This is a genomic window from Tersicoccus solisilvae (assembly GCF_014643255.1).
Lineage (GTDB): Bacteria > Actinomycetota > Actinomycetes > Actinomycetales > Micrococcaceae > Tersicoccus > Tersicoccus solisilvae.
Map to the genome: position 1 here is coordinate 76,239 of NZ_BMJI01000003.1, position 26,487 is coordinate 102,725.

Here is a 26,487-nt window from a genome sequence, read left to right on the forward strand (position 1 = left end):
CCGGTTGCTCCGACAGACCGCTCCTTTGTAGACTCAAACTTCCCGGCTCGAACGTTGGGAAGCCTCGTCCAGCGAGGCGCTGAGAGGTCAGGTGTTGGCGCACCTGGCCTCTCTTTGTGTCTGACGTCTCCGCCAGAACTCTTCTACTCGCACTATGTTGCGCTAAACCCAAGCCTGTTGCGCTAAACGCATCACAACATGCAGGAAACGCAATTCTCCACCTCGGTTCCCTCGAGGGCCAGCTGGCGCAGGCGGATGTAGTAGATCGTCTTGATGCCCTTGCGCCACGCGTAGATCTGCGCCTTGTTGATGTCGCGGGTGGTCGCCGTGTCCTTGAAGAAAAGCGTCAGCGACAGGCCCTGGTCCACGTGCTGCGTGGCGGCCGCGTACGTGTCGATGATCTTCTCGTAGCCGATCTCGTACGCGTCCTGGAAGTACTCCAGGTTGTCGTTGGTCATGTACGGCGCCGGGTAGTAGACGCGCCCCAGCTTGCCTTCCTTGCGGATCTCGATCTTCGACGCCACCGGGTGGATCGACGACGTCGAGTGGTTGATGTAGCTGATCGAGCCGGTCGGCGGGACGGCCTGCAGGTTCTGGTTGTAGATGCCGTGCTCCATGACGGACGCCTTCAGCTCGCGCCAGTCATCCTGCGTGGGGATGTGCACGTGGGCGAAGAGCTCCCGGACGCGAGCCGTCGCCGGCTCCCACGACGCCTCGGTGTACTTGTCGAAGAAGACGCCGGACGCGTAGTCCGAGTTCTCGAACCCGCCGAACGCCGTGCCGTGCTCCATCGCCAGCAGGTTGGAGGCCCGCAGCGCGTGGAACAGGACCGTGTAGAAGTAGATGTTGGTGAAGTCCAGGCCCTCCTCGGACCCGTAGTGCACCCGCTCCCGCGCCAGGTACCCGTGCAGGTTCATCTGCCCGAGGCCGATGGCGTGCGAGGACTTGTTGCCCTCCGCGACCGACGGCACCGAGGAGATGTAGGACATGTCCGACACCGCGGACAGGGCCCGGATCGCCGTCTCGATGGACATCCCGAAGTCTTCCGAGTCCATCGTCTTCGCGATGTTCATCGACCCGAGGTTGCAGGAGATGTCCTTGCCGACGACGTCGTAGGAAAGGTCCTCGTTCAGCTCCGACGGCGCCGAGACCTGCAGGATCTCCGAGCACAGGTTCGACATGGTGATCTTGCCGGCGATCGGGTTGGCCTTGTTCACCGTGTCCTCGAACACGATGTACGGGTAGCCAGACTCGAACTGGATCTCCGCCAGGGTCTGGAAGAACTCCCGCGCGCTGATCTTCGTCTTCTTGATCCGCGCGTCGTCGACCATCTCCTCGTACTTCTCGGTGACGTTCACGTCCGAGAAGGGGATGCCGTAGACGCGCTCGACGTCGTACGGGGAGAAGAGGTACATGTCCTCGTTGCGCTTGGCCAGTTCGAACGTGATGTCCGGGATGACGACGCCGAGGGACAGGGTCTTGATCCGGATCTTCTCGTCCGCGTTCTCCCGCTTGGTGTCGAGGAACCGGTAGATGTCCGGGTGGTGGGCGTGCAGGTACACCGCGCCGGCGCCCTGCCGCGCGCCCAGCTGGTTGGCGTAGGAGAAGGAGTCCTCGAGCAGCTTCATCACGGGGATGACGCCGGAGGATTGGTTCTCGATCTGCTTGATCGGCGCGCCGTGCTCACGGATGTTGGTCAGCGACAGGGCGACGCCGCCGCCCCGCTTGGACAGCTGCAGCGCGGAGTTCACGCCGCGGGCGATGGACTCCATGTTGTCCTCGATGCGCAGCAGGAAGCAGGAGACCAGCTCGCCGCGCTGGGCCTTGCCCGCGTTGAGGAAGGTCGGGGTGGCCGGCTGGAAGCGGCCGGCGATGATCTCGTCCACGAGGTGCTCGGCGAGGGCCTGGTCACCGCGGGCCAGCGCCATGGCGACCATGCACACCCGGTCCTCGAACCGCTCGAGGTAGCGCTTCCCGTCGAAGGTCTTCAGCGTGTACGAGGTGTAGTACTTGAACGCGCCGAGGAAGGTCTCGAACCGGAACTTCTTCGCGTACGCCCGGTTGTAGAGCGAGCGGATGAAGTCCATCGGGTACTGGTCCAGCACCTCGCGCTCGTAGTACTGGTGCTTGACCAGGTAGTCGAGCTTCTCCTCCAGGTCGTGGAAGAAGACGGTGTTGTTGTTGACGTGCTGCAGGAAGTACTGGTGCGCCGCTTCCCGGTCCGCGCCGAACTGGATCTTCCCGTCCGCGTCGTACAGGTTCAGCATCGCGTTGAGCTCGTGATAGCCGAGCCCCTGGAACGCGGCCGGGAGCGCCTTGTCCTCATGGCCCTTCTCGGGCACGACGACGTCGCGGTCGTCGACGAGGGTCTGCGCGTCTAGCTGTGCGAGTGTCGTGTCCAAAACTCTTCCAATCCCTGGGTGACGGCGGCCACGTCGTCGGACGTGCCCATCAGTTCGAAGCGGTACAGGACGGGCACCGCGCACTTCGCGGCGATGATGTCCGCCGCCTCGCCGTAGTGCTCGCCGAAGTTCGTGTTGCCGGCGCCGATGACCCCGCGGATCAGGCGCCGGTTCTGTTCCTGGTTGAGGAACGTGATGACCTGCCGGGGAACCGCCCCGACGCGGACGCTGCCGGCCCCGTAGGTGGGAACGACGAGCACGTACGGTGCGGTCACCAGCGGCGTCGGCTCGGCCGCGCGCAGCGGGAGACGGATGCCGTCGATCCCGAGCCGCTCCACGAACCGCGCCGTGTTGTTGGTGACCGAGGAGAAGTACACGAGCGACCCGGCGGGCACCCGCGCGTGACCCGGGGCCTCGGCCTGCGCCCGGAAGCGGGCGAAGTCGGCCGCGGTGAGGGTGGCACTGGCCGTGCTCATGCGTTCACCTCGCTCTGGCTGTCCTGCTGGGGGGAGGGTTGACGGACTCGGCCGTCCCCTCGCCGATGGTGAGGAGACGGCCGGAGGGGCGTGACCGCCCCCGAGCTGCTGCCGGCGTTCAGATCACCCGGTCAGGCCACCGACGAGGCGGAGACCCCGGCCGTGATGGTCGCGATCTTGTCCGGGCGGAACCCGGACCACGAGTCGTCATCGGTGACGACGACGGGGGCCTGCAGGTAGCCCATCGCCTTCAGCTCCTCGAGGGCCTGCGGGTCCTGGGAGATGTCCACGCTCTGGTAGACGACGCCCTTCTTGTCGAGCGCCCGGTAGGTGGCGTTGCACTGCACGCACGCCGGCTTGGTGTAGACGGTGACCGCCATGGCCCCTCCCCTTCGTCGAAGCTTTCCCTCGGTGTACGTCGATACTACATCTAGTGTTCGGCGCTGGGAACGACCCCAAGATGATGTATTGCACGCGTGTCATTCGGTGCACCGGGTGTCCACAGGCAGAGGGCCCGCGAACGCTCGCCAACCCGCGGATCCCTGCGGTTGCCGGGCCCGCCGTCCACAGCCTGTGCAGGACGGGATCCCCACATCCACACCGGCGTGTCCCGCCCGCTCCCGCGTGTCGCACCACCACCGCTGGTGCCGACACGCACCCGAGAACCCCATCATCTGGTCAACGCTCGGGCGGGCTCGGGTATGCCCCGGATCAGCTGGAGAGACTCACCACTGCTTGGCGCCCGGCGGCGGCGCGTCGGCGTCGTTCTGGTCGTCCTGCGGGCCCCCCGGGGCGCGATCCTGGGCGGCCTCGCGTTGACGCTGCTCCAGCTCCTGCTGGCGCGGGTCGGTGCCGGGCGCGGGCGTGGGACCGGCCGACGGCGACGGGGTGCCCGGGGTGGGCGACGGCGTCGGGCCGGCCGACGGCGGCGAGGACGGCGCCTGCTGCTTGTCCTGCAGCCGCTCCTCCGCCTGCCGCAGCTGCTGTCCGGAGTCCTGCGACTGCTGCGGGTCCTCGAAGCAGTCCGGCGGGGCGTCCCCGACCACCTGCTGTGCCTGCTCGTAGAGGGCCCGGGCGTCCGCCGCCCGGCCCTGTCCGGTGAGCTCGTCGCCGCGCTTCTCGATGGCCAGCACGAGGTTGACGCGCACCGGGCAGTCGTTGACGCCGCCGCCGACCAGCTCGAGCGCGCGGGTGAACTCGGTGCGCGCGCCCTCCCAGTCCGAGCGCAGCACGTCGGCGTCGCCGGCGGCCACGTGCGCCTTGTAGGGCTCGACGACGTTGACGACGCCGAGCCGCTCGGCGGCCGTACCGACGCCGGGGGCGTCCTGCCGCTCCCAGGCGTCCGCGGCCTGGCCGCCGAACAGGGGCAGGCTCAGCAGCTTGGCGGCGACCAGCAGGGCCAGCAGGACGACGGGTGCGGAGAACCACAGCAGCCGGCGCCGGACCCGGCGGCGTCCGATCTCCAGGTCCGCGGCACTCAGCCAGCCCCCGCTGTCCGACGCGGAGGGGTCGCCCGGCAGAGCCGGGGATCCGGGCATCGTGTCCGTCTCAGCGCGGCGCATCGGTCACCTCCGGGAGGCGTTCGGACACCGGGACCCGGACGCGCCCGGCTCGGCGGGAAACAGCCCGCCGTGGCGCCAGCCGCAGCAAATCCGCGCCGAGCAGGTAGAGCTCGCGGGCAACGATGCCGACCGCGGCCGCGGCGAGGATCCAGTACAGCTCGTACCGGCCGGCGACGGACCCCGCCTGGGCGGCGAGCCGGCCGGCGTCGGTGGCGGTCAGGGCGTGCTCGATCGGGTCGCCGGCGGAGCGGTGGGTGTAGGGCACGCCGAGCTGCCCGGCGACGGTGCGCAGCCGGTCCTCGTCGATCACGGACTTCGCGTCGACGGCCGGGGTGACCGACCGGTCCTGCACGTAGTCGGCGCGCTCGCCCGCCACGTACCCCTCGTTGGCCTTCATCCTGCCGCCGGCGGCGGTGCCGTAGCCGAGCACCGCTCCCCCGTTGACCGCGCCGGACGGGACGGTGAAGGGGGTGGGCGCCTGCCCGTCGGTCTGCTCGCCGTCCCCGAAGTAGAAGACGACGCGCGCGCGTTCGGGGTGCGCCGCCCGCGCCCGCTCGAGCTGCTGGGTGAGCAGCGGCGCGGCGACGGTCACCGAACTGCCGCGCGAGTAGGTGGTGACCTCGGGCCGGAGCACCTCCATCGCCGTGGTCACCGCGGTGGCGTCGCCGGTCAGCGGCAGTCGGGTCAGGGCGGAGGAGTCGAAGGTGATCAGGGAGAACCGGGCGCCGGGCAGCGCCGCGACCAGCCGGGCCGCGTCCTGCCGCACGCCGTCCAGGCGCGGCTTGGCCCCGCCGTAGTCCTCGGCCACGATCGACGCCGTCGTGTCCACGACGAAGAAGACGTCCAGGTCCGCACTGGCGTTCTGGGTGGTGCCCGCGCCGGGGATGCCGGGGCGGAACGCGGCGGCCACGACGAGCGCGACGAGGCCGGCCCGCCACAGCCACGACCGGGACAGCGACGTCCCCCGCGCACCGGGCGCACGCCGCTCGGCCCACCAGCGCCAGGCGCAGAAGGCGAGCAGGGCGACGCCAGCGACCAGCAGGAGGGGCACGGGCAGCACCGGCATCGTCGTCATCGGCGCAGCCTCCAGGCCAGCGGCAGCAGCAGGACCACGCCGAGCAGGGCGGCGACCAGCACGCCGTTCGGCCGGTCGCCCGCGGTCGCCTGCGGCGCGGACGTCAGCGCGGTGGCCTCCCGGGACTGCACCCGGGCGATGATCTGCTCCACGGCATCGGCGTCGTCGATGGCGTAGTAGTCCCCGTCGGTGGACTCGACCGCCTGCTGCATCTGCGCGCTCGCCCGGTCCCGGCCGCTGCCCAGCCCGAACTGGGCCGGGTTGAGCCCGTACACCCGGATGCCGTCCTTCGTGGCCAGGTCCGCCGCCTCGGCCGTCGTGTAGAGGGGCCGGCCGGCGAGCCGGTTGTCGGTGGAGAGGACGATCGACCGGGTCCGCGGCTGGCCCTTCTGGTCGAAGCTGTTGACGCACGTCGCCAGGCCGTCGCCGATCAGGGAGGAGCCGGTGCCGGTGAAGGTGCCCGCGAAGAATTCGATGTCCGAGGAGGAGAAGTCGAAGGCCTTGCCGGCGGTGGCCAACTGCTCGGCGACGAACTCGTAGTCGTCCGTCAGCGGGAAGACCTGCACGGCGGAGCTGTTGAAGATGACCATGCCGATCCGCTCCCCGTTGAACCCGCGGGCGAGCCGTTCGAACACGTCGACGACCTCGGCGTTGAACGAGAGCATCGACCCGGAGACGTCCATGCAGAGGATGATGTCGCGGTTCTTCTTCTGCGGGTCCAGGGCCGACGTCGACGTCGGCCGGGCGGCCGCCACGCCGAGCGCGACGACGAGGCCGAGGACGAGGGCGATGGCCGCGGCGAGGGTCACCCGGTACCGGCGCAGGGCCGCCGCGTACCCGGGCAGCGCGGTCAGCCGCTCGGTGTGGGCGACCGGGACGGCGGCCCCGCGGCGACGCCGGTGCCGCAGCAGCAGCCAGACGACGACACCGAGCACGACGGCGACGACGGGCAGCATCCACCACTGGATCAGCGCCACGCGCTCACCACCTCCCGGGCCGCGTCGACGGCACGCCGGGCGTCGGCGGCCTCGGGGACGCCGAACTCCGCCGGGTACAGCACGGCGACGGCGTCGGCGACGTCGGCCACGCCGGAGGCACCGGAGGCACCGGATACGGGCGCGCCGGTGGTCGTGCTGCCGGAGAGGCTGTTGCCGGACAATTCCCGCAGGTCCGCGAGCGTCATCGTGTGCGCGGAGACACCCGAGGCCTGGTGGGCGAACACCCGCACGAGGCGGCTGAGCCGCTGGTGCGCCTGCCGGGCGGTCAGTTCCCCGCGGTCCGCGGCGACGGCGACGGCGTCGATGCGGGCCAGGTAGTCACGCTGCAGGCCGGGCAGCCCCTCCGGGCCGGGCACCTGCCACTTCTTCCGGGACCGGCGGGTGCTGGCCAGCGCCCAGATGTACCAGGCCGCCACGGCGGCGAGCAGCCCGAGACCGATCCACAGCCACACCGGCTCGTACGGCAGCGGGCCGTAGAAGCGGCCGCCGTCGTTCACGAGACGTCCCTGAGCATGGGGTCACCGCGCACGGCGGTGGCTCTCCAGGAGCGCGAACATGGCGGGCACGACATCGGCGGTGGCGCCGACGCGTTGGTGGGCGATGCCGAGCGACCGCAGCGCCGCGGTGGTGTTCTCCCGCAGCTGCTCGGCGGCCCGGCGGTACTGATCGGTGAGCCGCCGGTCCCGACGCAGCGACTCGGGCAGCCAGGCGTCGGAGGCGACGTCGACCATCGCGTCGTCGCCGCCGGGGCCCGGGTCGGTGACGGGAGAGGTCAGGTCGGCGTCCTCGACGGTCAGCCAGAGGATCTCGTGCTGGACGCGCAGCCGCCGCAGCAGGTCTCTCGTCTCCGGGCCGATCGGCGCCTCGTCGGCGACGACGAACAGCAGCATCCGGCGGCCGGAGGAGTCCGCGACGTAGCGCAGGAGGCCGTCCGTGTCGCTGGCGGGACCGTCGAGGCGCGTGCCGCGGTACACCTCCTGCAGCAGCCGCTCCAGGTGGGGCTCCCCCGCCAGCAGCGGCAGGGAGCTGCCCCCGTCGGCGTCGGCGCGGGCCAGCCCCACCAGGTCGGCGTGCCGGCTGGCGAGATAGCCCATCACCCCGAACGCCATGATCGCGACGTCCCGCTTGGACTCCCCGCTGCGCGTGACGGCCGCCATGTTCCGGCCGGTGTCCGCGACCAGCAGCACGAGCTGTTTGCGCACGGCCACGTACCGTTTGACCAGGGTGCTGCCCTGCCGGGCGGTGGCCTTCCAGTCGATGTCGCGGACCTCGTCGCCGGCCACGTAGGTGCGCAGGTCCTCGAAGTCCAGGCTGCGGCCCTTGAACACGGACGCGTACTCGCCGTCGAGCAGGCCACGGGTGCGCCGGTGCAGATGCACGAACATCGACGACTTCACCCGGGTGAGCAGGGTCTCGGTCATGACGTGTCGGTTCTGTTCCGGTGGCGGGAGGGTCAGGGGGTGCGGACGGCCGCGACGACGGCGTCGATGATGGTCTCGACCGGCACGCCCTGGGCGACGGCCTCGAAGCCGAGAATGAGGCGGTGCCGCAGCACCCGGTGGGCGAGGGACTTCACGTCCTCGGGCAGCACGTGGTCCCGCCGGTCGAGCAGGGCGACGGCCCGCGCCGCCTGGGCGAAGGCGATGCTCGCGCGCGGGCTCGCCCCGAACTCGATGTACCGGGCCAGCCGCGGGTCGATGTAGCGCGCCGCGTTCCGGGTCACGTAGACCAGCCCGACGATGTACTCCCCGATGGTCCGGTCCAGGTAGACCTGCCGGCTCGTGGCCTGCAGGGTCTGCACGTCGTGCAGCTCGAGCACCGCGGGGTGGACCCGGTCGGGGGCGTAGACGCCGGCGTCGATGCGGCGCAGCATCTCCGCCTCCTCCACCGGCGTCGGGTAGTCGAGCACGTCCTTGAGCATGAAGCGGTCCATCTGCGCCTCGGGCAGCTGGTAGGTGCCCTCCTGCTCGATGGGGTTCTGGGTGGCCAGCACGAGGAACGGCTCGGGCAGCGAGTACTCGGTGCCGCCGATCGTCGTCTGCCGCTCCTGCATGGCCTCGAGCATCGCGCTCTGCGTCTTGGCGCTGGAGCGGTTGATCTCGTCGAGGAGGACGACGTTGGCGTGCACCGGGCCGAGCTGGGTGACGAACGCGGCCTGCGCGGCGTCGTAGATCTGGGTGCCGACGATGTCGGAGGGCAGCAGGTCCGGGGTGCACTGGATGCGCCGGAACGTGCCGTTGACGGCGGCGGCGAGCGTGGTGGCCGCCGTGGTCTTGGCCAGGCCGGGCACGGATTCGAGCAGCACGTGGCCGCCGGTGAGCAGGGCGACAAGCAGGGTCTCCCGCAGGCGCTGCTGGCCGACCACCTTGGCGTCGTAGGCGCTCGCGACCGCGGTGAGCGACCGTTCGGCGGCGGCCATGGTCTCGGCGTCGATGGCGGTCGACCGAAGGGACGCACTCGCGGACTGGCTCACGGTCAGCTCCTGCTCCGTCGGATGACATCGAGATCTCTCGCTGCTCGAAGCCTAGCCGAGGTGGCAGGAGCGGTGGGCGCACTCCCGGCGTCCGCTCAGGAACCGATCCCTCCCCCGATCCCGCCCGCAATGGCAGGATGGTGACATCCCGCGCTCTCACGTGCGGCTTCATTCGATCCAGGGGGAATCCATTGGACGCATTCGTGCCCATCATCGTCGTCGCGGCGATCGTCGTCGTCATCCTCGTCGTGCTCGTGCTGATGCTGATGCGCAGCTACCGCATCGCCGCGCCGAACGAGGCGCTCATCATCACGGGTCGCAGTGCCCGGACCAGCCCCAACGGGGACATCGACCTCGAATCCGGCGGCGCCCGGGTGGTCATCGGCGGGCGGGCCATCGTGCGGCCCATTTTCGACCGCGCCTTCGTGCTCAGCCTGAGCTCCCGGCAGATCCCGGTGGAGGTCGAGGGCTATTCGATGAACGGCATCTTCCTGCGGCTGCGCGGGGTGGCTCAGGTGAAGGTGGGCGGCAACGTCGACGACGTCCGCAAGGCCTCCCAGCGCTTCCTGGACCAGCAGCAGCAGATCGACCACTACACCCAGGAGATCCTCTCCGGCACCCTGCGCGCCGTCGTCGGCACGCTCACCGTCGAGCAGATCATCCGCGACCGCGCGTCCTTCGCGAGCCAGGTCCAGGCCGAGGCCGAGCACTCCATGAACAACCAGGGCCTGGTCATCGACACGTTCCAGATCTCGGCCGTCGAGGACGACGGCTCCTACCTGCGCGACTGGGGCCGGCCCGAGGCGGCGCTCGTCGCCAAGCGGGCGGCGATCGCCGAGTCCGACGCTAACCGTGAGGCCACCCAGGCCAGGAACGTGAACCTGCAGCAGGAGGCCGAGTCGAAGCAGGCCTTCGACCTGCGCCAGGCGGAGATCAAGGAGCAGACCGACGCGCGGCAGGCGGTGGCCGACGCCGCCGGCCCGCTGGCCCGCGCCGCCCAGCAGCAGCGGATCATCGAGCAGGAGGAGCTGATCGCGGTCCGCAACAACGACCTGCGGGAGAAGCAGCTCATCGCCGAGGTGCACAAGCCGGCCGAGGCCAAGCGCTACGCCGAGCAGCAGGACGCGGACTCGAAGAAGTACGCACGGATCGCGGACTCGGAGGCCCAGCTGGCCGACGAGCGCAATCGGGCCGAGTCCCGGAAGGTCTCCGCGGACTCCGAGGCCCACGCCATCGAGGCACGCGGCCGCGCCGAGGCCGAGATCGAGCTGCAGCGTCGCTCGAAGGACGCCGAGGCGGTGCGCCTGGAAGGCCAGGCCCAGGCGGACGCGCTCCGGGCCCAGGGCGACGCGGAGGCCAGCTCGCTGCGAGCCCGCGGTGAGGCGGAGGCCACCTCCATCCGCGCCAAGGGCGAGGCGGAGGCGAAAACCACCCGCGCCCGCGCCGAGGCGTACCAGCAGTTCAACGACGCCGCGGTGCTCGCCCAGGTGCTCGAGGTGCTGCCGACCGTCGCGGGCGAGCTCGCCCGCCCGTACTCGAACATCGAGAAGCTGTCCGTGTTCTCGACCGACGGCGAGGCGAAGATCGGCCAGAACATCTCGCTGGGTCTGGCGCAAGTGCTCGAGATGGTCGGTTCCACCACGGGCGTCGACTTCACCGAGACCCTGCAGCGCGCAGCTCGGGGTGGCCGGGAGGTGCGCGCCCGTGCCGAGGCCGGCGCCGCGTCCGACGGTGCCGCGGCTCGCGCGAACGGCTCGCACGGGGCGCCGCCGGCGCAGGAGAGCTGAGCGCTCCCCTCTCCGTCCCGCTGACGACGACGCGCCCCGGCCCTCCGCACGAGGACCGGGGCGCGCCGGCGTGGTCAGTGGCCGAGCGGCGCGGTCAGGGCCGGCCCCCGCGGTCGGGGTCGAGCAGGCCGGCGTCGGCGAGCTGGGCGGCCAGCCCCCGCCCGTCCGGGCCGGTGAGCCACTGCACGCCGTTGGCCATCGGCTGTGGCTCCCGGGCCAGGCCGCCGGCCAGCACCGCTTCCGACGCCGAGAGTTCGCGGATGCACACGGCGGCCACGTTCTGCGGGTAGCGGCGGGCGAACTCGCCGTAGATCGCCGGGTCGTGCTGGCCGTCGTCGCCGATCAGGATCCACTTGACGTGCGGGAACTCCTCGGCGAGCCGGCGCAGACTGTTGACCTTGTGCTGCTGGCCGCTGCGGAACCAGCGTTCGTGGGTGGGGCCCCAGTCGGTCAGCAGCAGCGGGCCGTCCGGGTAGAGGTTGCGGCTGAGGAAGCGGCGCAGCGTCGGGGCGACGTTCCAGGCGCCGGTGGAGAGGTAGAGGAAGGCGGCGCCCGCGTACTGGCGGTGCAGCCGCTCGTAGAGCACGGCCATGCCGGGGGTCGGGGTGCGGGCGTGCTCGTCCAGGACGAACGTGTTCCACGCGGCGAGCATGGGCCGGGGCAGGGCCGTGACCATGACAGTGTCGTCGATGTCGGACACGACGCCGATCTGCTGTTCGTCCGCGACGACGTGCACCTGGGCGGTCTGCGGAGTCGAGCCCTCCGTGGACAACCCGATCTCGTGCCACCCCGGCGGCAGGTCGACGTCGACGGCGACGTCGATGACGCCGCCGTGGTCCGCGGTGACCTCCACCTCGGTGTCGCCGATCCGCACCGTCACGACGGCGTCGGCGATGGGGATCGACAGGAAGGACCGCCAGCCGCGCACGCTGAGCACGTCCTCGCCGGTGAAGCGGTCCAGCAATCGTTCCCGGGTCATCACCGCCCGGCCGAGCACGCGGATCCAGGAGGTCGTGCCGTACCCGGTGGACGGGACCACGGTGGGCGTGAAGTTCCGGCGCCGGGCGCGGCCCTCCCGCCAGGCGTGGACCCGCTCCTCGACGCGGTAGGCGATGTTGCTGGCCTGCTCCTTCGCCTCGATCAGCAGCTCCTGCGCCTCCGGGAACCGCTCGGGGATGCCGTCACTGCGGCGCCACGCCCGGCGCAGGCGCTGCAGGGGCGGGCTCGGGTCTGGCTGCTCAGGCATCCGCCCAGCTTACTGAAGGCGCGATCCGGCCCGGTCTCACTCCTTGACCGCTCCGGCGCTCGCGTTCATGATCCGCCGCTGGAAGACGGCGAACACGACGGCCACCGGGATCGTCATCGGGGCCGCGGCCGCGAGCTTGAGCGGGAACTGCGCTCTCGGCCGCGGCCACGGTCTGGTTCACGGTCTGACTCACGACTCGACCTCCCGACGTGCCCGGCGCCGACCCGGACGCCCGTCGCGCTCGGCCATCACCCGCCGCAGCCGTAACCGGCCTCCTGCCATCCGCAGGCGTGGGCGGCGGCGTCCTGGGCCGCGGTGGCGCGCGCCCTGGAGCCCCGCTGAGCGAACCCCCCTTCGTGACGTGCGGCGATATCCTTCCGTCGGACGTGGCGGCCCCCTACGCTGTGCGCAGGGGGCCGGAGAACGCAGGGGAAGACGACATGGTGGAGTGCGGGCAGCGAGATGTCGTGCGGTGTCGTCAGACGTCGCTCATGACGACAGCCATCGACATCTCGGCGAGCCGAGCCGCATGAGCTCGCACCGGTGGGCGCTGTATGCCCCGATTCCGGAGAGCACGAACCGGCTCGACCGGCTGGGGCGGTTCGGCCTGGCCGCCACCGGGGTGGCCTACGCACTCCTCTTTCCCGCGCTCATGACGGTCATCGACGGCTTCCGTGCCGGCTGGTTCCGCGGCAACGTGTCCACGAACGTCGGCTACTGGATCGCCGGCCCGCTGTACGGATCGCTGTGCCTCTGGTTGATCCTTCGCCGCCGGCGGCGTCTGCGGACCCGCGACCGCGACCAACTGCGGCTGGACGTGCGGGTGTTCCGCGCGCTCCGCGCCCGGCAGCTGCCGGAGGACGCCGACGGGATGCTCCACCCGCTGACCAGCCTGCGCGACGGCGCCGGGGTGCAGACCGTCATCGCGCCCCTGGCCGCCGGCGCCTTCGGCGGCTACGCGGTGTACCGCGCCGGCACCACGACGGACCCCGGATTCGCCGCCCTCGCCTGGGTCGTCGCCGTCGTCGTCGCGGTCCTCGGCGTCGTCGCCCTGGTGAGTGGCGCGCGCAGGTGGCGGACCGGCAACGTGCTACTGGCCCAGTGGTGGGAGCGGGAACGGGCGCACGAGGCGGCGGACGCATGAGCCGGCCGAATCGCTGGGCGCTCTACGCCCGCGACCCGGAGAGCGCCAGCCCGATCGACCGAAGGGGGCCGTTCGGCCTGGCGGTGCTCGCCCTCGGCTCGGCGGCGTGCTTCGCCGTGGTCGAGATGGCAGCGCTGACCCTCCTGGTCCCGAGACGGATCCAGCCGCTCACCGGCGAGCTGATTCTGATCACCTCAGGCGGAGGACTGCTGTTCGGGGTGCCCATGGCGGCGCTCTGGGTGTGGTCCCGTCGAAAGGCGCGGTTGAGGGACGACCGTCAACCGCTGGTCGGTCAACTGCATCGAGCCTGGCATGCGCGGCGGATCCCGGACCAGCCGTTGCCCGGATTCCGCGAGGAGATCGAGAAGTCCGCCGGACGAGGGCGCGGATCGATCGCGATCGTCGTCTTTCTCCATGTCGCCCTGGTCGTGTGGTTGGTCCTCCGGGTCTCGACCACAGCGGACCCGACCCTGGTGGCGTTGGGCTGGGCCACCGTGCTCGTCCTCGCGTCGCTCCTCTGCGTGAGCTGACCGCGACGGCCCCTGGAGCCGCGAGATGTCGTTCGGCGCCGTCATCGGATCCCCATGACGGCGCGAATCGACATCTCGCCGCAGAAAAGACCGTCAGGCCGTGCCGACCGCCCGGCGCAGGTGCTCGGCGATGAGCGCGTAGCTCGTCCGCGCCAGCTCGTCGTCGAACCCGTCGTAGCCGTGGTCCGCCCCCGCGATCTCCCGGTACTCGACCAGGGCGCCGACCGAGGCGAGCCGGTCCGCGTACCGCTTCGCCTCGTCGTGGAGGATGTCGTACTCCGCGGCGATGACGACGGCGGGAGCGATGCCGGTCAGGTCCACGGTATCGGCGGCGCCGGCCGGGGACACGAGCCGATCCGTGCGATCGGCCGGCGGCGGGACGTACGCGGTGTCGAACACCTCGCGCATCCAGGGGCGCAGCAGGGGCTTCGCCAGCGGCGAGTGCTTCTGCTGCGGGTCGATCGACAGATCCAGGGCCGGGTAGTGCAGCACCTGCAGCGCGATGGCGGGGTCGGCCTGCTCGAATGCCAGGCGGGAGGCGCCCGCGGCCAGGCTGCCACCCGCGCTCTGCCCCCCGACGGTCAGCCGGCTGCCGTCCCATCCGTGCTCGGTGCCGTGCGCGACGACCCAGCGCAGCACCTCGTGCATCTGATACGTGGCCACGGGAAACCGGTGCCGGGGAGCGACGACGTAGTCGACGTTGAGCACCACCGCCCCGGTCTGGGCCGCGAGCGCCCGGCACAGCGGATCGTCCAGCTCGGTCGTCGCCATCACGAAGCCGCCGCCGTGCAGATTGACGTGGACGGGAGGCGTCGCCGACACCGGCGCGAGCGGCCGGTAGACCGTCGTGCGAGCGATCCCGACCGACGTCGGGATCACGAGCTCCTCGGTCGTCGCGGTGAACTCCGGCAGCCGGGCACGCATGCGCGCGGTCAGCCGGTGGCCCGCGGCCATCGTGCCGGCCTGCATCAGGCGCGCGACGGCGGAGGCGACGGGCGGGCGGGACAGGATCGACACGAGCGAACCTCCTGGTCGGCAGCCTTCACCCTAGCCACCTCCGTAGGCTGGTCGCATGGTGGACTACTTCGCGGGCGATCCCCGCACCAACCGCGAGCGCATGCTCGCCGGGGAGCTCTACATCGCGGACGACCCGGAGAGCGAGGCCGAGTCCCGCCGCGGCATGAAGCTGGCCGCCGAGTTCGCCGCCGCCTACCCCGAGGACCCCATCCGTGCCCAGGCAGTCCTCGGGCGCCTCTTCCGGCACGTCGGTGAGGACGTGCACGTCAAGCCGCCGGTCTACGTCGACTACGGCTCCTTCATCTCGGTCGGCGCGCACACGTTCATCAACTACGGACTGACCGCGCTCGACGTCGCCCCGAGCACGATCGGCGAGCACTGCCAGCTCGGCCCTCACGTCCAGCTGCTGACGCCGACCCACCCGCTGGACCCGCAGCCGCGGCGGGACAAGCTCGAGGCCGCCCAGCCCATCACCCTCGAGGACAACGTCTGGCTCGGCGGCGGCGTCATCGTCTGCCCCGGCGTCACCATCGGCGAGAACAGCGTCATCGGCGCCGGCGCCGTCGTCACCCGCGACATCCCGCCGAACTCGGTCGCCGTCGGCAACCCGGCCCGCGTGATCAAGACCCTGTGAGCGAGCCGGCACCGGTCGCGCCGACGCGCGACGACGACGGGGACGCCGACCTGCGCTCCTACGCCGCGATCGGGGACGGCCGGACGATGGCCCTGGTCGCCCTGGACGGGCGGATCGACTGGCTGCCGTTGCCCGGCCTGAACGGCGTGCCCGCCTTCTGCGCCCTGCTCGACGCCGACCTCGGCGGCTACTACGGCGTCCGTCCGGTCGACGACTTCACCGTCACCCGGGAGTACGTCGGCGCGACCAACATCCTCGCCACCACCTTCACGACGGCGACCGGCAGCATGCGGCTCACCGACGCCCTCAACGTGGGCGTGGCCGGCCGGCTCCCCTGGGTCGAACTGGCCCGCCGGGTCGAGGGGCTGACCGGCACCGTGCCGATGCGCGCCGTCGTCATGCCCGGCACCGCCCTGCGCACCGCCTCCCCCTGGCTGCACGACACCGTGCACGGGCTGGTGCTGCGGCTGGACGGGCTCACCCTCGGGGTGCGCGCCGGGGAGGGCACCGACGTCAGCACCGAGGACGTGAGCCTGCGGATCACGTTCACGGCCACCGCGGGATCCCGGCACGTCGTCGGGCTCGTCGCGACCGAGAAGGAGCCGCTGTTCCTGCAGCCGCCCGCCGAGCTCGACGCCGGCATCGACCGGACCATCGACGCGTGGCGGGCCTGGAGCGACCAGTTCTCCTGGGACGGGCCGTGGCAGGACCAGGTGCACCGCAGCGCCCTCGTCCTCAAGCTGCTGCTGTACGCCCCGACCGGCGGGATGACGGCCGCGGCGACGACGTCGTTGCCGGAGTCGACGACGGCGCCGAAGAACTGGGACTACCGGTTCGCCTGGGTGCGCGACACCGCGTACGGGCTCAAGGCGCTGTTCCGGTTCGGGCTGCGCGAGGAGACGCACGCCGCGATGAGCTGGATGCTGCGCCGCGTCCGCGAGCACGGCCCGCAGCCGCAGATCTTCTACGCCCTGGACGGGTCGCTGCCCCCGGCGCGGGAGCAGCGCACGGATGCGCCAGGGTGGCGCGGCATCGGCCCGGTGGTGAACGGCAACGCCGCCGCCGACCAGCTGCAGTTGGGGATCTTCGGCGACCTGTTCACCATCGTCCGGCTCTACGTCGACCACGGCCACGTGCTCGACACCGAGACGGGACGCGTGCTCGCCGCCATCGCGGACCTGGCCTGCGACCGGTGGCGCGAGCCGGACGCCGGGATGTGGGAGCTGAAGGAGAACCGGCACTACGTCACCTCGAAGCTCGGCGCCTGGGAGGCACTGACCGGCGCGGTGCGCCTGGCCGAGGTCGGCCAGATCCCGGGCGATGCCCGCCGCTGGCAGGCCGAGGCGGAGAAGATCCGGGAGTGGGTGCAGACGGAGGGGTGGGACGAGAACCGGCAGACCTACACCTGGTACCCCGGGTCGACGGAGCTCGACGCCTCCATCCTGCTCCATGCCATCAGCGGCTTCGAGCGTGGCGACCGGATGCGTTCGACGATTCGTGCCCTCCGGGACCAGCTCGGTTCGGGGCCCTACCTCCACCGCTACTCGGGCATGCAGCGCCAGGAGCACGCGTTCGCGGCCTGTTCGTTCTGGCTCGTCTCCGCACTGCACCTGACCGGCGACCGCGCCGACGCGCGGACGCTGATGGACGAGCTGGTGCGAGTGCTGCCCAACGACGTCGGGATGATGGCCGAGATGGTCGATCCCGCGACCGGGGACTTCTGGGGCAACCTCCCCCAGGCGCTCAGCCACCTGGCCCTGGTCAACGCGGCGATCACGCTGGCCGATGCGGACGGCGACTCGGCCGACGGCGCGGCCGACTGAGTACTCACGCCGCCGCAGCGATGGTCGCCCCGATGCACACGCCGAGGCAGGAGAAGAACACGACCCCGGCGAACAGGGCGTGGAAGATAACCGTGCGCGGCATCCGGCCCCGGAAGACGGCAGCGATCGCCGCGCCGTAGTCCGGCCAGAAGCCGCGGCGCTCACCGGTCAGCCGCCGGCCGCGGGCGATGAGCAGGGAGTCGCCGAGGCTGTTGCCGGCCGTGATCGCGGCGAGGGCGAGCCATGCCGGCAGCACGTTGCCGCTGACCAGGAAGCCGATCCACAGCGCGAGGCCGGTGAGGGAGAGACCGACGTGCGTGAGGACCGTCGAGGCCGAGCGCCCGGCAGCGTTCCGGAGCGTGCCTGACTTGCGGAGCATGCTCGACCTGCGGAGCGTGCCTGACCTGCGGAGCGTGCTCGACCTGCGGAGCGTACTCGACCTGCGGAGCCATCGGACCAGCAGAGCCACGCCCGCGGCCGCCTGGATGATCCACGCCGCGAGCACCACGAGTGCCATGCCTCGAACGGTACGACGTTCGTAGTGCCTTGTCACTACGAACGTAGTAGTCCGATGCTACGGTGAGCCGGTGAGCACTCGGGAACGCGCCATTGCCGCGGCGATCCGCCTGGTCGGCACCCAGGGCGTCCGCGCCCTGACCCACGGGCGCGTCGATGCGGAAGCCGGCCTGCCGCGGGGGTCGACGTCGAACCACTTCCGCACCCGCGCCGCCCTCGTCGCCGGGGTCACCGACTGGATCGCCGAGCAGGAGCGGGCGCTACTGGCCGCGTCGATGACCTCGCCGGGGACCCTGGACGAGGTGGTCGACGCCTTCTGCGGCGTTCTCGAGGACCTGACCGGCGCGAACGCCGACCGCACGCGGACCCGGTACGCCCTGTTCCTCGAGATGGGCGGCCACGCGGACGTCCAGGCGCCGCTGCGCGCCCAGCGGGTGCGCTTCGAGGCGTGGACGCGGGAGCTGCTCACGTCGCTCGGCGCGACCCAGCCGGACGCGGCGACCCGGGCGTTCATGGCCTTCAGCGCCGGCCTCATCCTCAACCGGCTGACGGTGGACCGGGACGCTCCGCTGCGCCCGACCGTCGAGCTCGCCGTCCGCGGCTGCATCGCCGCCGTCTGACGGCGTCGTCGGCGGGATCGGTGGGTGGCCGTCAGCCGGTGGCGTCGTCCCGGTTGCCGAGCCAGGCGAGCAGGTCGGCGTCGTCGGAGGTGAACCGCTGCAGCTCTTCGCCCCCGTCGCACCGGCACAGCGCGACCGTGACCCCGGTGGCGGACCGCCCCACCACGCGCCAGTGGCCGCCCGCGTCATCCCAGCGGCGCAGCGTCTCCAGGTCGGCTGCGGCGCTCATCCGGCGCTCCCGGCAGCGCCGTTCACCAGGTCGGCGAGCACGGTGGCGTGGCTCAGCTCGACCTCGAGTCCGGCAGGGTAGTGGTCGGCGATCCGGGCGTACGTGCCGGGGTCGTCGACCCGGGCCGCCCGGTACCGATCGCGCGTCGCCATGGTGCCAGCCTGTCACGCCCGCCGCTTCACCGCCCGGCCCATGAGCCGTCGTGAACCCCACCCCGACGCTGTTCCGGGATCAGCCGCGGTACCAGGCGGACCAGGATCACCAGGACGATCAGTTCGACGAGCGTCTGTGTCACCACGATGCCGGGCACCACCGCCATCTCCCCGGGCAGTCCGAGGGTGATGGGCAGCACGACGAGCGAGTTGCGGGTGACGCCGGTGAGGACGACGGCGCGCCGGCCGGCGACATCCAGGCGGGCGACTCGGCCGGCGACAACGCCCACCGCCACCATGAGGACCGCGAACAGGACGAAGACCGGGACGGCGAGCAGCACCGTCGTCGGCCGGCTCACCGCACGCGTGATCTGCGAGGCGACGACGACCGCGAGCGTCGCCATCATCAGCGGCACCATCGCGGCCGCCCCGCCGTCCAGGAGCACGGCGGCCGCGCGGACGTCCCGCTCCCGTGCGGCCTGCGTCAGCCACGCCGCGGCCAGCGGCAGCGCGATGAGGGCCAGGAAGGCGGTCAGGAACGGACCGAGGTCCAGCAGGCCGAGGACGCCGGGGCCGACGGCGAGCGCCAGCACGGCCGGGACCGCCAGCAGCTGGACGAGCATCAGCACCGGCGTCGACGCGACGAGTCGGTCCGCCGCGCCACCGGCCAGCCCGGTGAAGACGATGACGTAGTCGATGCAGGGCGCCAGCAGGACGACGAGCGCCCCCAACAGCAGGGCCGGCCGGCCGGCGAGGATCGTGGACAGCGCCAGCGCCACGACGGGGACGGCGACGAAGTTCACGGCCAGCACGGTGACCAAGAAGCGGCGGTCGGCCAGCGCCGCACCGATCCGCGCGACGGGCACGGCCAGGAATGTCGCGTAGAGCAGGAGGGCCAGCACCGGCAGGATCATCGCCTCGGCCGGCACGGCGGTCCCCGGAATCAGCAGCCCGGCGGCGGCACCGACGGCGATCGACCCCAGGTACAGGGCCACCTGGTGCCGCTCCATCCACGCCCGTCCGGTCACGCCTCCATCCTGCCCGCTCTTCCCTGCCGGGCCGCGCGGGCTCCCCAGAACGCCGGCAGGCCCGGACCCCGTCGCACGGGATCCGGACCTGCCGAGGTGAATCGACGGCTCAGACGAGCACGTCCGCCGTCTTCCACAGCCGCTTGGTGGCCAGGGCCGCGCCCTGGCCGAGCGCCTCGAGCTTGGCGACGGCGATCTGCGGGTGCACGCGGCCCCCGAGCCCGCAGTCCGTCGACGCGATCACCCGCTCGCGGCCCACCAGCGAGGCGAACCGCTCGATCCGGTCGGCGACCAGCTCGGGGTGCTCGATGACGTTGGTCGCGTGGGAGACGACGCCCGGGATGATCGACTTGCCCTCGGGCAGCTCCGTGTCCTGCCAGACCCGCCACTCGTGCTCGTGCCGGACGTTGCCGGCCTCGAACGAGTAGGCGCCGGCGTTGACCTGCAGCACCGTGTCGACGATGTCCTGGAACGGGATGTCGGTGGTGTGCGGACCGTGCCAGGAGCCCCAGCACACGTGCAGGCGGACCTTCTCCTGCGGGATGCCGCGCAGCGCCCAGTTGGTGGCCTCGATGCGCACCTTGAGGAAGTCGAGGTAGTCCTCGACCGTGGGCTCGGGGTTGATCTGGTCCCAGCTCTCGGCGAGCGACGGGTCGTCCAGCTGGACGGTCAGGCCGCCGTCGACGATCGCGAGGTACTCCTCGCGCATGGCCTCAGCGGACGCCCACACGAGTTCCTCGGGCGTCTTGTAGTAGTCGTTGCCGATCCGCGCACACGAGCCCGGCGAGAGGGAGGCGAGGAACCCGTCCTCGATGCCGGCCTTCGCCAGGGCGGTCGTGAGGTTGGTGACGTCGGAGCGGACCAGGTCGTGGCCGGTGTAAGTCAGCGGGGCGACGACCTTCGGCTGGATGACGGGCTTGCGGCCAGTCAGGACGCCGCCGTTGGGGTCGGTGTACGCCTCGCGGAACCGGGACCAGTCGCGCCGGTCCGGGAAGGACGTCAGGACGATGTTGCCGGGGCTGGACCGATGCACCTCGGGGTCGGCCCAGCGGTCCCCGTCGCCGGGCTGCAGGCCGCCGAGCCGGGAGAACGAGTAGTTCCACCAGGCGCCGTAGTCGACGTCGTTGCTCATCTCGTGGCCGTACTCGCCGTCGTTCGGGATGTCGATGCCGAGTTTCTTCTGCCGGGCGACGATGTCGACGACGGACGCCTCGAGCAGTTCACGGAACTCGTCGGTGATCCCGTCGGCCTGCCGGGCCGCGTTGGCGGCGAGCAGTTCCGGGGTCCGGGGCAGCGACCCGGTGTGGGTCACGCGGATGTGGTCGGTGTTCAAGGACATGGCAGGGCCACCTCTCCATCGGTCCTGGCAGTAGCACCGTGCCCGAATCGGGAGGTTGCTGCGGCGTCGACGAGCCAGGTCTCTCGGCCGCTCCGGATGGTTACCCCGCCAGAACTACCAGAGGCGTGGCCGAGCGCGCAAAGGATGTCGCCGCACGCCGACCCGGAGCAGCGGCTACACCGAGTGGGACGGAGGTGGCGGCTGTGACGAGATCGGGATGACTCCTGTCACACCGGTCACACTCGGTGTCGTGGTTGCACCGCTGCTCCGGCCGACCCGGCGTCAGAAGCGGTCGCGCCCGTACCCGAACACGTATTCCGCGCCGGTGGCGTCGATGTAGGCGTAGCCGGTCGGCTCGTCTGCGCCCGGCACATCGGAGGCGTTGCCGCGCACCGCGGCGTCGTCGGCCGGAATCGTGTACGGCAGCGTCCCTGACGGGGTGATCGCGCCGCGGATCAGGTCGACCAGCGCGTCGGTGAGGACGCCGAAGGTGCCGACGACGGCCGACGCGCCCGGTGCTACCCGGTCCAGCAGCCACGGGTTGGTGAAGTTGACGGCGAGCACCGTCGGCACCCGCTCCTCGATCTCGACGATGCGATCGGCGTCGATCCCGGTCTCGGCGTCCAGGGCGATGGAGAGGTCGGTGTCGGGCTTGTCGTTGAGCAGGGACATGCCCGGCCGCACCCACAGCAGCGCGTGGGTGGCGTCCTCGAGCACGTCGACCACGGTGATGCCGTCCGTCCCGGCGAGCGCGTCGCTCACCTCGCCGGCGATCGTCGCCGTCTCCCCCGCCGCGTCGTTGCCGGTGAACACCTCGACGTAGAGGCGGACGACGTCGTCCTCACGCGCCAGCGGCAGCACCCCGGCGTCGTTGCGCAGCAGCACGAGCGACTTCCGGTGCGCCTCGTCCGCGAGCGCCTGGATGCCCGAGTCCTCGGCGATGGCCTGGGCGGCGTCGGGGTCGACGTACGGGTTCTCGAACAGGCCCAGCTCCATCATCTCGGTCAGCAGGTAGGTCACCGAGCGGTCGAGCTGCGCGGCGCTGACCAGTCCCTGCTCGACGGCGTCGATGAGCGGCTGCGGATTGCCGTCACCGGCGAACGCGTTGACGCCGGCGTCGATGGCGCGGGCGAATCGCTCGGAGCGGGTCGCGGACTCCATCCCCCAGGGCATGCCGGTGGAGATGCCGGTGTCGGAGTTGATGTAGCCGGTGAAGCCGAGCTCGTTCCGCAGCACCTCGGTGAGCAGGTACTTGTCGTAGGCGAAGCCGACCTCGTCGAACGGCCGGCCGTTCTTCAGCTGCGCGGCCGACATGGCGTTGATGGTCGTCGCGTAGTAGGGCATGATCGACGTCGTCCCGGCCTCGATCGCCGCCTGGAACACCGGCAGGTGGTAGCGGTAGAGGCTGCCCGCGGTGGGGTACGGCTGGTAGCGGCCGTGCTCGAAGTGCGGGTCGTGGCCCTTGTCGCGCGGGCCGCCGCCCGGAAAGTGCTTGGTGGTCAGCGACACCGAGTGGGCGCCGAGCGTGCGCCCCTGGAAGCCGCGGGTGACCGCGCCGATCATCGCCGCGGCCCGCTCCGGGTTCTCCCCGAAGGTGCCCGAGGCGCGGGACCAGCGCGGTTCGGTGACGATGTCCGCCATGTACATGTAGCCCTTGGTGATGCCGGCGGCGCGCCACTGCCGGGCGGCGAGCCGGCCGAACTCCTCGACGAGATCGGCGTCGCCCGTGGCGGCCAGGCCCAGCTCGCCGGGCCACTGCGACATCTGGTCGGCGGCCTCGGCGACGCCGAAGATGGCGCTGTCGGAGACGTGGTTGCGCGGGTTGGAGACCATGACGACGGGGATGCCGTGCGTCGAGGACTCCGCCAGCTCCTGCAGGGCGTTGGTCCAGACGGCGAGATCGTGCGACGTCGGGTTGTCGCGGATGATCAGATACCGCAGGCCCAGGTCGTTGATCGCCTTCTCGGAGCCGGTGTAGTCGAGGACGGGCGGGTCGAAGCGGTACGTCGAGGAGGTCTCGGCGGCCCAGAAGTTCGTGTCGGACCACTTCTCGTGCGTGTTCAGCAGGCCCTGGTCCGGGTCCTCGATGATGGCGGAGGCGCCCATGTAGTGGGACGTGATGAGCATCAGGCCGGCCTTCTCCGCCGTCGTCATCCGCCCGACGAGGTCGGCCACCCGCTCGGCAACCGGCAGGCGCCAGTCCTCGTACGGGTCGAGGACGCCATTGCCGTTGAGGTCCTTGAACTCGAGGCCGTCGACGGTGAGGATCCGGCTGCTGCGCGCCCCGAGAGTCGGCTGGGTGGTGGGCATGGGGGTCCTTCCGGGCGAGCGGCATCGTCGACAATCGTTCCCGAGGCTAGTGAGCCACGCCTCGCGCTGCCCGGGGTTGCCAGCGGTTGCCGCGCGGGGACGGGTACCCGGCTCAGCGACGCAGCTGCGCGAAGGCGTCCTCGAAGGCGGCACCGACGTCGAGGACGGCGAGGATGCGATCGCGCAGCTCGCCGATGGGCCGATCGTCGAGTTCGACCCGCCCGGGCTCCTCCGGCACCGCACCGATCGCCCGCAGTAGCCGGTCCTCCTCCGTCTCGGAGATGCCCCCGATCACCGGCACGTCCTCCAGCGCGTCGCGCAGTTCGGCCTGGCCGGCGCCGGTGCTGCTGCGCAGGACGGTGATCGCCGCGTCGAGCCAGGACTCGTCGTCGTCCTCCAGCTCGTCGATCGCCGCGGTGATCAGCTGGTACAGGTACAGGGTGGCGGCGCGCGCGGCGGGGTAGGCCTCCTCGTGCTCATCGAACGGCAGGGCGAGCGCTCGATCCACGTACCGCTCCGCCCTGGCGCGATCGTTCCTCCACGCGCGTGCTGCCTTGGCGAGGAGGTTCTCCGCGCCGATCAAGAGCGAGGCGCTGAACGGCAACAGCGTCCGGCCCGACGCGAGCTCCGCCCCTCCTAGCGGTCGATCGGCGAGGTCATGCAGGAGGGATCGTGCCATCGCCTTCGGGTCCTCGGTCATGGCACGAGGCTAGTACCGCCCGCCCGGTCGTGTCCCATCCACCCCTCGACATCGCGGCTCCACCGGAGCCGATTGGGAATCATGACGACGCCGATCGCCATCGAGGGGCTGCGGCAGGTGCGGCTGGGCCTGCTGAGCCGGCGGGACCTGCTGAGCCGGCTGACCGGGACGGTGGTGGAGATCGGCTCCGGGGCGGGCCGCAATCTGCCCGACCTGCCGGCGTCGGTCGACTGGATCGGCACCGAACCGAACCGCCGTCTGCGTACCACGCTGGCCGCCGCCGCCCGGGAACGGGGACTGCGTCCGCCGCTGGCCGCGCGGGCCGAGGCGCTGCCGGTGGAGACGGGCAGCGCGGACGTCGTCCTGTCCGTGGTGGTGCTGTGCAGCGTGGACGATGTCGATGCCGGCCTGCGCGAGGCCCGCCGGGTGCGACGGACCGGGCCGGTTTCGTGCGCACCTGCCTCGACGCCTACCTGATCAAGGGTGGCCCCCGGGCTTCGCCTGGCCGTTCGTGGTGTTCGACGGCGTGGTTCAGGCCTCACGTGAGACCTGTCAGCGATCAGTTGCCGAACATCGGCCGGTCGTCGAGGGCTGCCTGGACCTGGCTCACCGTCAAGCCAGTCACGGAGGCGACCCAGCCACGTGACCCATCGCCTCTTGCCACGACCTCACGCACGAGTGAACCGAGGCGGTCGGCGCAGCGATTGACCGACGTCATGGCCTCACGGAGCTCGTCCGTCATCGCCGCGAGCCGCTCGGCGTCGTCCTCGGATCCGGCGATCACCTGCTGCGACTGATCGTCGAACTCGAACCGCCAGTCCGCCATGGTGCCTCTCTTGTCGTCGCGACCAGGGTAGGGACACGCCCGTCGGCGGGTCCACTCGGGCACGAGGCGACGGTGCGCGACGTTGATTCGTCATCAGGGGCGGACCATCCACATTGTCGGTGCTCCCTGGCAGCATGACGACATGGGGCCAGCACCGGAAGCTCAAGATCTCCCCCGTCACCGTTGTTCCGTCTCCGCGCTGCGCGCGCAGGTGGAGCAACAGGTGAGGATGAGCGTCGAACTCTTCGGGGAGATCAGGGAGTGCCGGATCTACGGGGGCATGGCGCACGCCACGTTGATCGAATATGCGACGGGCAGACCAACGGCGTCGCTTCCGTCGCTTCACCTCACCGCAAGGTCGTCGGTGCTGCAGGTCGGTGTGGGCGACGTCGTCGATGTCACCGGCACGCTCGTCGTCGACGCGAAGAGCCTCGGCACACGACTCGAGGTGACAGGGATCAAACACCGGCCACACGCCGGACTTGGGCCCGTTGCACGCGCTCTCCGCTCCGACGCGGTTCGCGGCGATCCCCGGCTGTCCGAGGCTGCGCGCGTGCTGATGGAGAGGGCGACACGAAACCGCGGAAGCATCGACCTCGCCCTCCCGTCACCTCTCCGGCTGCACTGCATCGGTCCTCGACACGGCGCCACCCGAGCGGACATCGCCGGGCCACTGAGCCCGCCAGAACTCCGCGTCCAAGCCACCTGGGCAAGTCCCGCGTCCTTCCACGAGCCCGACCAGATCATCGCCGAGCTGGCAAAGGTCAAGGACGCCGACCTGATCCTGCTCTACCGCGGAGGCGGCACCTGGCGAGACTGGCTGCCGCTCAGCGACATCGGTCTCCTCAATGCGGTCGTCGCCTCGCCCGTCCCGGTCATGACCGCGCTTGGCCACAGTGCTGATCAGCCGCTCGTCAGCGTCGTCTCCGCCGTCGACGTCTCCACTCCCACTGAGGCGGCGCATCAGATCGCCGCTCGACTGCGCCGAAGCAGCGGACCGCCGCACACTCGCCGACGGGTGGGCGGCAAGGCGTGGCCGCCTGCACCGCCTGCCGCCCGCCCCGTCGTCATGGACGAGGAGGTGAAACGGCAGCTGGAGGAGACGCGCGTGCGCCTCGTGCAGCTGGAGGAGCACGCGACGGCGCTCCGCGCGGACGCCGCCTCGGCACACGATGCCGCTCGATGGCAACACCACCATCGCGTCGCGTGCACTCGTGCGCTGGCGCTCGAGAGAATCGGGACGCGCGGACGCTCGCACGCGCTCATCACGCTTCTTGCCGGGGTCATGGCGTGTATCGCTCTGTCACAGGCGGGCACCACCCTGCTCGGCCCGTCACTTCCTCTCCTGTTCGCGCTCGTGGGCATCGCATTGCCGGTTCTCGTTCTCCACTTCCTGCGAGCGCGGAAGCGGGCCGTTCGTCCACGTCGCCGCGTCCGTCGACGATCCCCGACGCAGTCTCCGCCCCCGTTCGGTTCCGAGGCCTGGTTCAGCGGCATGGAGGCGGTGCGAACACCACGACGAATGCGAGCTCTCGATCACCATTGAGCCGATATTCCCGGCGAACGAGGTACTGACAGAGCCTCCCTCCCGTCCTCGTGC

General features: G+C 71.1%; 27 protein-coding genes, 1 pseudogene and 1 riboswitch. Of the genes and pseudogenes, 8 read left to right on the forward strand and 20 right to left on the reverse strand.

Annotated features, from left to right (window positions below; genetic code table 11):
• Positions 1 to 191: 191 nt before the first annotated feature.
• From nrdE to IEX22_RS04440, 9 genes are all read right to left on the reverse strand, one after another.
• A complete protein-coding gene (gene nrdE, locus IEX22_RS04400) occupies positions 192 to 2,342 on the reverse strand; it encodes a class 1b ribonucleoside-diphosphate reductase subunit alpha (RefSeq protein WP_268236862.1) in 2,151 nt (716 codons plus the stop codon).
• A gap of 35 nt (positions 2,343 to 2,377) precedes the next feature.
• On the reverse strand, positions 2,378 to 2,878 hold the full coding sequence (gene nrdI, locus IEX22_RS04405) for a class Ib ribonucleoside-diphosphate reductase assembly flavoprotein NrdI (protein ID WP_188666780.1): 501 nt from the start codon (positions 2,876 to 2,878) through the stop codon (positions 2,378 to 2,380).
• Between the two features lie 131 nt (positions 2,879 to 3,009).
• Entirely contained in the window at positions 3,010 to 3,258 is a 249-nt protein-coding gene (nrdH, locus tag IEX22_RS04410) for a glutaredoxin-like protein NrdH (RefSeq protein ID WP_188666782.1), read from the reverse strand.
• Positions 3,259 to 3,603: 345 nt separating this feature from the next.
• Positions 3,604 to 4,440, reverse strand: coding sequence for a hypothetical protein (locus tag IEX22_RS04415; protein WP_188666784.1), 837 nt, complete (start codon positions 4,438 to 4,440; stop codon positions 3,604 to 3,606).
• Positions 4,427 to 5,515 (reverse strand): VWA domain-containing protein, encoded by a 1,089-nt coding sequence (locus IEX22_RS04420; RefSeq protein ID WP_188666786.1) that lies wholly within the window; start codon positions 5,513 to 5,515, stop codon positions 4,427 to 4,429. Before IEX22_RS04420 ends, IEX22_RS04415 begins: the two co-directional genes overlap by 14 nt.
• Positions 5,512 to 6,492, reverse strand: a complete 981-nt coding sequence (locus IEX22_RS04425; RefSeq protein ID WP_188666788.1) for a vWA domain-containing protein — start codon at positions 6,490 to 6,492, stop codon at positions 5,512 to 5,514. Before IEX22_RS04425 ends, IEX22_RS04420 begins: the two co-directional genes overlap by 4 nt.
• Positions 6,483 to 7,010 (reverse strand): hypothetical protein, encoded by a 528-nt coding sequence (locus IEX22_RS04430; RefSeq protein ID WP_188666790.1) that lies wholly within the window; start codon positions 7,008 to 7,010, stop codon positions 6,483 to 6,485. Before IEX22_RS04430 ends, IEX22_RS04425 begins: the two co-directional genes overlap by 10 nt.
• 21 nt (positions 7,011 to 7,031) lie before the next feature.
• Positions 7,032 to 7,934, reverse strand: a complete 903-nt coding sequence (locus IEX22_RS04435) for a DUF58 domain-containing protein (RefSeq protein ID WP_188666792.1) — start codon at positions 7,932 to 7,934, stop codon at positions 7,032 to 7,034.
• Between the two features lie 32 nt (positions 7,935 to 7,966).
• A complete protein-coding gene (locus tag IEX22_RS04440) occupies positions 7,967 to 8,932 on the reverse strand; it encodes an AAA family ATPase (RefSeq protein ID WP_188667088.1) in 966 nt (321 codons plus the stop codon).
• Positions 8,933 to 9,189: 257 nt separating this feature from the next.
• Here IEX22_RS04440 and IEX22_RS04445 point away from each other — a divergent pair, with 257 nt between their 5' ends.
• Complete coding sequence (locus IEX22_RS04445; protein WP_306464422.1) at positions 9,190 to 10,773, forward strand: flotillin family protein; 1,584 nt, start codon at positions 9,190 to 9,192, stop codon at positions 10,771 to 10,773.
• Between the two features lie 94 nt (positions 10,774 to 10,867).
• Here the strand turns inward: IEX22_RS04445 and IEX22_RS04450 are convergent, their stop codons facing one another.
• On the reverse strand, positions 10,868 to 12,019 hold the full coding sequence (locus IEX22_RS04450; protein WP_188666797.1) for an App1 family protein phosphatidate phosphatase: 1,152 nt from the start codon (positions 12,017 to 12,019) through the stop codon (positions 10,868 to 10,870).
• Between the two features lie 36 nt (positions 12,020 to 12,055).
• A pseudogene (locus IEX22_RS15775) lies at positions 12,056 to 12,169 on the reverse strand (carbohydrate ABC transporter permease); the annotation flags it as partial.
• 379 nt (positions 12,170 to 12,548) lie between these two features.
• On the opposite strand from IEX22_RS15775, the gene IEX22_RS04455 reads away from it, so the two are divergent.
• Positions 12,549 to 13,163 (forward strand): hypothetical protein, encoded by a 615-nt coding sequence (locus IEX22_RS04455; RefSeq protein WP_188666799.1) that lies wholly within the window; start codon positions 12,549 to 12,551, stop codon positions 13,161 to 13,163.
• Positions 13,160 to 13,693, forward strand: coding sequence for a hypothetical protein (locus IEX22_RS04460; protein ID WP_188666800.1), 534 nt, complete (start codon positions 13,160 to 13,162; stop codon positions 13,691 to 13,693). Before IEX22_RS04455 ends, IEX22_RS04460 begins: the two co-directional genes overlap by 4 nt.
• Positions 13,694 to 13,786: 93 nt before the next feature.
• On the opposite strand, the gene IEX22_RS04465 is transcribed toward IEX22_RS04460, so the two are convergent.
• Positions 13,787 to 14,710 (reverse strand): alpha/beta hydrolase, encoded by a 924-nt coding sequence (locus IEX22_RS04465; RefSeq protein ID WP_188666802.1) that lies wholly within the window; start codon positions 14,708 to 14,710, stop codon positions 13,787 to 13,789.
• Between the two features lie 55 nt (positions 14,711 to 14,765).
• On the opposite strand from IEX22_RS04465, the gene IEX22_RS04470 reads away from it, so the two are divergent.
• Both IEX22_RS04470 and IEX22_RS04475 read left to right on the forward strand, forming a co-directional pair.
• Positions 14,766 to 15,344: a sugar O-acetyltransferase gene (locus IEX22_RS04470; protein ID WP_188666804.1), complete on the forward strand. Its 579-nt coding sequence runs from the start codon at positions 14,766 to 14,768 to the stop codon at positions 15,342 to 15,344.
• The gene (locus IEX22_RS04475) at positions 15,341 to 17,167 is read left to right on the forward strand and encodes a glycoside hydrolase family 15 protein (protein WP_268236857.1); all 1,827 of its coding nucleotides are present in this window, start codon (positions 15,341 to 15,343) and stop codon (positions 17,165 to 17,167) included. Before IEX22_RS04470 ends, IEX22_RS04475 begins: the two co-directional genes overlap by 4 nt.
• A 4-nt stretch (positions 17,168 to 17,171) precedes the next feature.
• Here IEX22_RS04475 and IEX22_RS04480 read toward each other — a convergent pair whose 3' ends face one another.
• Positions 17,172 to 17,546: a hypothetical protein gene (locus IEX22_RS04480; RefSeq protein ID WP_188666806.1), complete on the reverse strand. Its 375-nt coding sequence runs from the start codon at positions 17,544 to 17,546 to the stop codon at positions 17,172 to 17,174.
• Between the two features lie 208 nt (positions 17,547 to 17,754).
• On the opposite strand from IEX22_RS04480, the gene IEX22_RS04485 reads away from it, so the two are divergent.
• Positions 17,755 to 18,303, forward strand: coding sequence for a TetR/AcrR family transcriptional regulator (locus IEX22_RS04485; RefSeq protein WP_188666807.1), 549 nt, complete (start codon positions 17,755 to 17,757; stop codon positions 18,301 to 18,303).
• A gap of 31 nt (positions 18,304 to 18,334) precedes the next feature.
• On the opposite strand, the gene IEX22_RS04490 is transcribed toward IEX22_RS04485, so the two are convergent.
• The 6 genes from IEX22_RS04490 to IEX22_RS04515 form a co-directional block, all read right to left on the reverse strand.
• The gene (locus IEX22_RS04490; RefSeq protein ID WP_188666809.1) at positions 18,335 to 18,532 is read right to left on the reverse strand and encodes a hypothetical protein; all 198 of its coding nucleotides are present in this window, start codon (positions 18,530 to 18,532) and stop codon (positions 18,335 to 18,337) included.
• Positions 18,529 to 18,684, reverse strand: coding sequence for a hypothetical protein (locus tag IEX22_RS04495; RefSeq protein ID WP_188666811.1), 156 nt, complete (start codon positions 18,682 to 18,684; stop codon positions 18,529 to 18,531). The genes IEX22_RS04490 and IEX22_RS04495 overlap by 4 nt, the downstream gene beginning before the upstream one ends.
• Before the next feature lie 26 nt (positions 18,685 to 18,710).
• On the reverse strand, positions 18,711 to 19,712 hold the full coding sequence (locus IEX22_RS04500; RefSeq protein WP_306464423.1) for an arsenic resistance protein: 1,002 nt from the start codon (positions 19,710 to 19,712) through the stop codon (positions 18,711 to 18,713).
• Between the two features lie 109 nt (positions 19,713 to 19,821).
• Positions 19,822 to 21,051 (reverse strand): cobalamin-independent methionine synthase II family protein, encoded by a 1,230-nt coding sequence (locus IEX22_RS04505; protein ID WP_188666812.1) that lies wholly within the window; start codon positions 21,049 to 21,051, stop codon positions 19,822 to 19,824.
• Positions 21,052 to 21,063: 12 nt separating this feature from the next.
• A riboswitch (SAM riboswitch) is annotated at positions 21,064 to 21,154 on the reverse strand.
• Between the two features lie 179 nt (positions 21,155 to 21,333).
• Complete coding sequence (locus IEX22_RS04510) at positions 21,334 to 23,361, reverse strand: glycoside hydrolase family 3 protein (protein ID WP_188666815.1); 2,028 nt, start codon at positions 23,359 to 23,361, stop codon at positions 21,334 to 21,336.
• Positions 23,362 to 23,473: 112 nt separating this feature from the next.
• Positions 23,474 to 24,061: a hypothetical protein gene (locus tag IEX22_RS04515; protein ID WP_188666817.1), complete on the reverse strand. Its 588-nt coding sequence runs from the start codon at positions 24,059 to 24,061 to the stop codon at positions 23,474 to 23,476.
• Positions 24,062 to 24,142: 81 nt separating this feature from the next.
• Between IEX22_RS04515 and IEX22_RS04520 the strand changes: the two genes are divergently transcribed.
• Positions 24,143 to 24,538 carry a methyltransferase domain-containing protein gene (locus IEX22_RS04520; protein WP_188666819.1) on the forward strand — a complete coding sequence of 132 codons (396 nt, stop codon included), beginning with the start codon at positions 24,143 to 24,145 and terminating at the stop codon, positions 24,536 to 24,538.
• Between the two features lie 82 nt (positions 24,539 to 24,620).
• Here IEX22_RS04520 and IEX22_RS04525 read toward each other — a convergent pair whose 3' ends face one another.
• On the reverse strand, positions 24,621 to 24,887 hold the full coding sequence (locus IEX22_RS04525; protein ID WP_188666821.1) for a hypothetical protein: 267 nt from the start codon (positions 24,885 to 24,887) through the stop codon (positions 24,621 to 24,623).
• Between the two features lie 229 nt (positions 24,888 to 25,116).
• On the opposite strand from IEX22_RS04525, the gene IEX22_RS04530 reads away from it, so the two are divergent.
• Positions 25,117 to 26,433 (forward strand): exodeoxyribonuclease VII large subunit, encoded by a 1,317-nt coding sequence (locus IEX22_RS04530; RefSeq protein ID WP_188666823.1) that lies wholly within the window; start codon positions 25,117 to 25,119, stop codon positions 26,431 to 26,433.
• The last annotated feature ends 54 nt before the right edge of the window (positions 26,434 to 26,487 follow it).